At 65.6% G+C, this 6,751-nt stretch carries 5 protein-coding genes; 2 read left to right on the top strand and 3 right to left on the bottom strand.

All coding sequences use genetic code 11. The features are described 5' to 3' along the window. The first annotated feature begins 1,078 nt into the window (after nt 1-1,078). Nucleotides 1,079-1,417 (top strand): hypothetical protein, encoded by a 339-nt coding sequence (locus tag ABD296_RS48475; protein WP_344285011.1) that lies wholly within the window; start codon nt 1,079-1,081, stop codon nt 1,415-1,417. Further along, the gene (locus ABD296_RS48470; protein ID WP_344285009.1) at nt 1,414-4,887 is read left to right on the top strand and encodes a S16 family serine protease; all 3,474 of its coding nucleotides are present in this window, start codon (nt 1,414-1,416) and stop codon (nt 4,885-4,887) included. The genes ABD296_RS48475 and ABD296_RS48470 overlap by 4 nt, the downstream gene beginning before the upstream one ends. A gap of 166 nt (nt 4,888-5,053) precedes the next feature. On the opposite strand, the gene ABD296_RS48465 is transcribed toward ABD296_RS48470, so the two are convergent. The 3 genes from ABD296_RS48465 to ABD296_RS48455 form a co-directional block, all read right to left on the bottom strand. Continuing rightward, nucleotides 5,054-5,443, bottom strand: coding sequence for an integrase core domain-containing protein (locus tag ABD296_RS48465; RefSeq protein ID WP_344285006.1), 390 nt, complete (start codon nt 5,441-5,443; stop codon nt 5,054-5,056). Further along, the gene (locus ABD296_RS48460) at nt 5,404-5,949 is read right to left on the bottom strand and encodes a helix-turn-helix domain-containing protein (RefSeq protein ID WP_344285003.1); all 546 of its coding nucleotides are present in this window, start codon (nt 5,947-5,949) and stop codon (nt 5,404-5,406) included. The genes ABD296_RS48465 and ABD296_RS48460 overlap by 40 nt, the downstream gene beginning before the upstream one ends. 127 nt (nt 5,950-6,076) lie before the next feature. After that, on the bottom strand, nt 6,077-6,751 hold a 675-nt coding region (locus ABD296_RS48455; protein ID WP_344285000.1), incomplete at its 5' end, for a transposase.

The raw sequence follows: 6,751 nt of genomic DNA, 5'->3' as shown, positions 1-6,751 counted from the left end.
GATCCTTCCCGGCCGAGGCATCGGCCCCAGCCTTCCGGATCACCACCCCACCCACACGATCTTTCGGACAGTCCCCGTCACTGCCCCGAATGATGACACCGGCCCGGAGGGGAGGTCTGGTCGCCACCCCGGCGCAGCTCATACATTTGAGCTGAATCGCCTCAAGGAGCAACGGCGGTGCCAGCCCCGGTATGTCATCGGGTGGGGTTGGCCGGGGCGCTGCCTTACGACAGACGGGCGGGTTGATGCTGACATGGATTGAAGCCGTAGCGTGCGGCGCGTGTGGCGGACTGATCACCGAGGTGGTCGTTACCTTCGGGCGGCTCCATGCCTGGCAGCAGGCGCGGCATGCTGCCAGGATGGCAACCGGCCCGCTTCCCCGCCTTGGCGCCTTCGTTGATCCTCTCGCGGACTCGCTCTCCGCACTCTTGCGCGTGCTGCTAGGGAGCGCGGCCGGGTGGCTGTTGCATGCCGAGATTACCGGTGTGTACGCGGCGGTGACCGTGGGCGCGTCCGCGCCCGCACTGCTTGCCCAGGTGGGCAGGGCTACCAGCGCAGCCGACGTCCTGCGCGTCGAATCCGGGAGCGCGGATCCCCACACATCCCTACCCGATGTGCCGCACGCATCCCAACCCGGTCCGTCGCCAAGGCTTCCTCCTGTTTCCGGCGAGGAGGCCTCATGAGTGGCGCGGCTGCGTTTGGTCGGCGCATTTGGAGCTCGTTCATCGGCGGACGGTCTTCTCCCTCTTCGCGCACAAGGCAACGTGGACGCGATGGGTACAGCCTCGTACAGCGGCTTTGGGCTTCGTTCATCGGCGTCGACCTGCCTCTTTCGCGCCTCGTCGCGGCTTCGGGGCCTGAGGCCTCGGTCGGCAGCCCGAGATCGTTCCTTCGACAAAGTTCGTCTCGGAACGTCAATGAGCCGGGATGGTTTGCGCTGCCAGCGATTCCGGTGGTCAGTGGCCTGACCGCTGCGGGATCTGAGGTGGTGGTACTTGAGGAGTCATCCCCCGACGGCCTGGCCAGGTACTTGGTGCGCAGCCATGGGACGGAACCGCCTGTTCATAGCCTTGAGGTGGTGCTGAGTGGGGTGGACGCCACCTTGCCGCTGATGTCCGCGGTCAGGTACGCCAGGACGGATGGGAAGGAGAAGGTACTGCTTGTGCCGGCGACGCGAGCACAGGTCGGTCCTCCCGCCTCCTACGTTCAGCTTCCTGATTTCGCGGCCGAGACATCGTCGATCGGATGGGCAGCCAACGGTCCCGTTCCAGTGACCGCAGGCGCTACTTGGGATGCCGAGACCGTTGCCGACTCAGTCCGCGCGGCACGTAACGAGACGACCCGCGATGCCTGGCGACAGGTGCGTGATCTCGTCAGCGACGACCTGCGCAGCGTGATCGACGGTGCACTGGAATGAGCCGGACCGATGAACCAAGGCACACGCGGCCGCCATCAGCAAGCCAGTTCCCGGATCGGGCAGCACTAGTTGACCTCATCGAGCGCGCGAAAAGCCCACAGGCCGCTTTAAGAGAGGCGCTCGGTGAACGGCAACTGCTGTGGAAGTGTTGCAGTGAAGCGGTTCGGACCGACCCGTCCTGGTTACTCGACGGGCGCTGCGAGCAACTGCGTTCCTGGTTTGAGGAAACGGCCCCAGACCGCGTGGCCGACTCGGTGACGGCAGCCGACCACGCATGGCTTCTGGGCCGATCCCTGAGCACCCCGGAGGACCCGACTGGGGAGCACGAGGCTGCGCTGGCCCGGCTGGCGGAGGCATGGAGGCAGAGCAAACTGGTGTCGGCGGAGGCGGCTACCGGTCCTGCCCAGCCCTCTGGGAAGGGCATCGATGGCCTTCCACCACGCGTCGCGGGCACGCTGATGTCGATCACCAAGCAGCTTCAGAACTCATGCGACGGCACGATCGAGAACTCCGACCCGACCGGCCCGCAGAGCATGCTCGTAATCGCCGCACTGTTGATGGCGGGTGCGAAACCGCGCAAGCGACCCGTCGTCAGCATGCCTGTCGTGTTCGGACGCTCCACCGCCCCGAATGGACAGGCCGCTGCAGAGGAGGGGGTCACCGGCGTCCTAGAACTGCGTGAATTTCTGGCAGGTCCGGTCGGGTTGTACCCCGATCCACGAGCGATGGCGGGAGCGTACAGCCCGAACGACCAGTTCGCCGACTCGCTGGGCCGCGCATGGCTTACCGCTGGGCCTCGCCGCCAGGGCCGCTGTGTGTTGTGGCGCTTGGTCCTGTCCGAAGGTCCCGTGCCGATCACGCGCTTCGAAGGCCCCTCACTCGGCGTGGCATTCGCACTCAGTCTGCGTGAACTCTTGCGCTATCCGCCGACCCGCCGGCCAGCCGTGACCCGGCTTCGCAACATCTTCTACGGGCTGCGGCCACGGACCGCCGTGACCGGCGAGCTAAGCGCCGATGAACGCCTCGCCAAGGTCAGCGGCATGAACGCCAAACTGCTGGCCGCACACCGCGAGGGGTTACGACTCATCGCACCCGAGGCGAACCAGCCCGACCTCGTCAAGGCGCCTGACCCCAGCGAGGTGAAGTTCGCCGCGACCTTAAAACAAGCCGACCGATACGCCCGACGATTCCGCACCGGCCGTCTGGCCATCGCCCTGTCACTTCTAACCACTGCCACCGCTACCGGGCTGACGGTGGCCTACCAAGGCGCGGCGGCCACAGAGCGGCTGGCGATCGCGCATCGGCTCGCCAACGTGTCACAACGCCTCCTCCAGACCAATGTCGGGCTTGCCGGACTGTTTGCGGTGCAGGCTTACCGTTACAGCAACGATCCACTGACCCGCGCCGCGCTCTTCCAATCGGTCACCACCAGCCCCCACCTGGTCGGCAGCGTGCAGGCGAGCGGGCCCATCTCCGCGCTAGCCGCTTCGCTGGACGGGAACCTCGTACTCGCCGGGACAGGGCGGGGCAAGGTTGAGCAGTGGAGCCTTGCTGGCGACACCGTCGCCCCAGCTCGGCTACTCGGCCAGCTGCGAGGCCCCGTCACCGCCGTCGCGGCCGATGCCGATGGCGGCACCGTCGCCGCGATCGACCACGGCACGGTCCGAATCTGGACGTCCGCACAGCCGGTCCCGGCACCACGGATACCCACGGGACAGCGGCTCACAGCAGTGGGGGTCTCTCCATCGGGACGCTTCATCGCCGTGACGGCAGGCCATTACGACGCCCCACCCACGATGTGGGTCCTGGACAGAACAACGGGGAATACCTCTCACCTTAAGCTCGACCTGCAAACCGACCCGAGCGCCATCGCCTTTCCAAGTGACTCTGACGTGGTAACCATCGAGGACAGCTTCGGGGGTTGGGAACGGTTCTCCCTCCCGCAGTCAAGCAGAACCGCCGGGAGCGCGGTCGGCTATGGCGTCCATAATCAGGCCTTCGCGCTCGCCCCGGACGGCGGTTCTTTCAGTTATGCCCACGGCGATTCGACACTTCCAATCTGGAGGTCCAAAGGTATCCAGCGCATCGACAACCCACCCCTGCTGGCGCAAACTCATGCCAGTTCCCCGACGGCGGCGCTGGCTCTCAGCCCTGGCGGTTCTTGGGCTGCCGAGGCTGCCGACACCAGCATTTACGTCTCGCGTGCAACGGCGCCGGGCAAGACACCATCCACTCCGGTCACTCTTGCCGGAGCAGGAGCGGTCTCTGATGGCGCTCTTACCTTCCTCGGCAGAGGTGGTACCAGACTAGTCTCGGCCACTGACGACGTGTGGAGCCTGTGGGATCTCGCGCGGTACTCCCGTATCTCCACAGCCATGGCAGTAGACATCCCTTTCAGTTGCAATGCATGCAACGAACCAGAGGTCATACTGTCCCCGAATGGCCGCTCCGCAGCGGTGATCAACGGATTTGGGGCGGCACTTGATGTCCAAAGCCTGAACCCGTCTAGTGTCGAGCCGTACTCGCTGGAGGGTCCATTGCCCGGCGGGCAGCGGTATGCAACAGCACTATGGCAGGGTAATAACACTGGACTCATTATGGTGTCTCCTGATGACGGCAGCGCCCAAATCATCTCCTTTGCAAAACAGTGGCCGCAGACCATAGGAACTTGGGCGCCACTCAAGGCGTCCGACCCGGTTGTGCTGCTGCGATATCTCCCTGACAGCCACCAGGTGGCCGAGGTGGACAAGTCCGGCACGATCCGCTTCCGTGATGCAGCGACAGGGAAAGTACTGCGACAAGTAAACGGCCCCAGAGACAGGGCCGATAAAAATTCCTGGGATCTCCACCGAGACGAGGTGGCCCTCGATCCGAACACCGACCACGCCGCAGTGATCGACACCCCCCCGGACGGCCTATTCAATCCTAGCAACATTAAGATCGTCGTCACCGACACGGCCACGAGCCACTCCCGAACACTCCCTGGCCAGGACGCCATGGGCGTCGCCTACACAAAGGACCGCCTGCTAGTCCAAAGGCGGAACGGCGATCTGGAGATCTGGAGCGCATCAGGCGACCGACGCCTCGGCACCCTCGACGGCACACCCGACACATCAGTGGGCCCCGTCGTCAGCGGACCAGGCCTCATCGCTGAAAAAGCATCAGACGACACCGTCCGACTCATCGATCTTCACTCCGGTCTTGCCCTTGGCACTCTTGTGCTCCCCGTCGGCTACCGAGAAGCCTCAACCGGCCTGGCATTCTCCGCGGACGGCACCACGCTGGTCACCGCCACCGAGTCCATCGCGAACCCGGCGGCCGGTGACACCGGCGTCCTGATCGTTTGGAGGCTCAGCCCGGGGCTCTGGATCCACGCCGCCTGCACATCGGCCGGCCGAAACCTCACTCCCGACCTCTGGAGGCAGTACGTGGGCACCCACGTCCCATCCGACCTGACCTGCACGATGTGACTAACCTCGGACTACTCAAGGTCGGACTGCTTAAGACAGGGCTGCGACACCTCCAGAAGACCGGCGATCACGCAACTCAGCCGCCCAGCCCGTGTCCACCGAGGTGATCGCAGTAGCGACCCTGCACTTGCCGGAAACATGTCCGAGCAGGTCAAGCGGCATGTTCCTACTCGTTGGAGATCCCGCCCAGGCGTTGCGTTCTCCGGATGCTCAGGTGGGCGATCTGGTCTGGTTCGTTGATCGGCGGAGGCAGTGGCTTCAAGGGGCGTGCGTTGGCGATGCCCTGATGGGGCCGATGTTGGTTGTAGAAGGTCTCGAACTCGCGGAGGGCGTGGAGCAGGTGCCGCTGGTTCCAGATCAACGTGCGGTCCAGGAGCTCGCGGCGGCAGGTCTGCACCCACCGCTCCATCACCACGTTCATCCTGGGCATCCGCACCCCGGTCAGCACCGTCTGGATGCCGGCATCGGCCAGGACGGCGTCGAGCAGGTCAGGGAACTTGGCGTCCCGGTCGCGGATCAGGAATCGTGCCCGGCAGCCGGCGTCCTGAAGGTCCATGACCAGGTTCCGGCCGCCTGGGTCACCCACGCTGCGGTGGGGTGGGCGGTGGCGCCCAGAACCCGGACGCGGCGGGCGTGGTGCTCGATGACCGACAGCACGTACATCCGCGCACCGGTAAGCGTGACGGTCTCCAGGAAGTCACACGCCAGCAGCGCCTCGGCCTGCGAGCGCAGGAACCCGGCCCAGGTGGTGGAGGCACGCTCAGGTGTCGGGTCGATACCGGCGTCGTTGAGGATCTCCCAGACGGTGGAGGCCGCGACCTTGACACCGAGCACCAGCAACTCATCGTGCACCCGCCGGTAGCCCCAGCCCGGGTTCTCCCGCACCAGACGCAGCACCAGCAGCCGGATGGAGCGGACGGTGGGCGGCCGGCCCGGCCGCCTGGGTTTGGACACCAGTCCGATCTGGTCGGCGGCGGCACGCGTGAGGACGTCCAGTACGGCGGCGGTGCCGGCACTGGGGTCCAGCCAGGGGGAACGGACTTGGGCAGCAGCGATACGCATGCCTGTGATCATGCCTGGTGGGCGTGAGTGAGCCTCTTCTGCCCTTCAGCCGCCAGCGACTCGGCGCACTGACAACAACCGGCTCTGACCCACTCTCGATGAACGGATGACTGAGCATGGTCTCCGGTCAGCGGTAGTGGAGTACTCGGACCCGTAGGAGGTCGAAGTTGGCGCGGCCGAACATCTGACGCTTCAAGAATTTGATCTTGTTCACGTTGCCTTCGACAGCGCCGCTGCTGTGCTCCAGAGTCGGCCCGGCTTGCACGGCGTCGTGGTCACGGCGCAGACCGGTGGCGAAGGCAGCCAGATGAGTCGACTCTCCGACTTCGGCCGCGATGATCCAGTCGTCGAGCAGGTGGCCGTTGCGGGTGGTCATCATCGCGGCGAAGCCACGGACGTGGCCGGCGGCGTCGGCGAGTTCGGGACAGCGAGCCAGGACCTGCTCCAGGCGGGACTTGTCACTTGGGTCCAGCCGGTCGGGATGGGTCATGATCCAGCCGGTGACGCGGCGGGGTTTGGGCGGCGGGCAAGGCTCTTGCCGCACTTTCTGGTGCCCGCGTAGTGGCTGGAGCCAGCCCTGGACAGCGCGTTGGCTGCCGGCGAAACCGTGGGCCTTGATCTCGGCGTGGAGCTGAGCGGCGTTGGTGCAGCCCTGATTCCACCGGCGAGTGAGGTGGGGCTTGAACTCATCCAGCTTGCTGGCGCGGCCCAGTGCCGGGGCCAACAGTGAGGTTCCCCCCGTTTCACGGCCACCTGGGGTGAGATGGGTCAGCCGGTCGGTGGTGAGGTGCGGTGTTGTTCC

The organism is Actinomadura napierensis, from assembly GCF_039529375.1.
Classification (GTDB): Bacteria; Actinomycetota; Actinomycetes; order Streptosporangiales; family Streptosporangiaceae; genus Spirillospora; species Spirillospora napierensis.
The sequence above is the reverse complement of the archived record's forward strand: the minus strand, read 5'-3'. Positions and strand labels throughout refer to the sequence as shown.

Bases quoted from the DNA above. Each gene is read 5' to 3' on its own strand.
- ABD296_RS48460 (WP_344285003.1), bottom strand. From the start codon at position 5,949: ATGCGTATCGCTGCTGCCCAAGTCCGTTCCCCCTGGCTGGACCCCAGT.
- ABD296_RS48465 (WP_344285006.1), bottom strand. From the start codon at position 5,443: ATGGACCTTCAGGACGCCGGCTGCCGGGCACGATTCCTGATCCGCGAC.
- ABD296_RS48470 (WP_344285009.1), top strand. From the start codon at position 1,414: ATGAGCCGGACCGATGAACCAAGGCACACGCGGCCGCCATCAGCAAGC.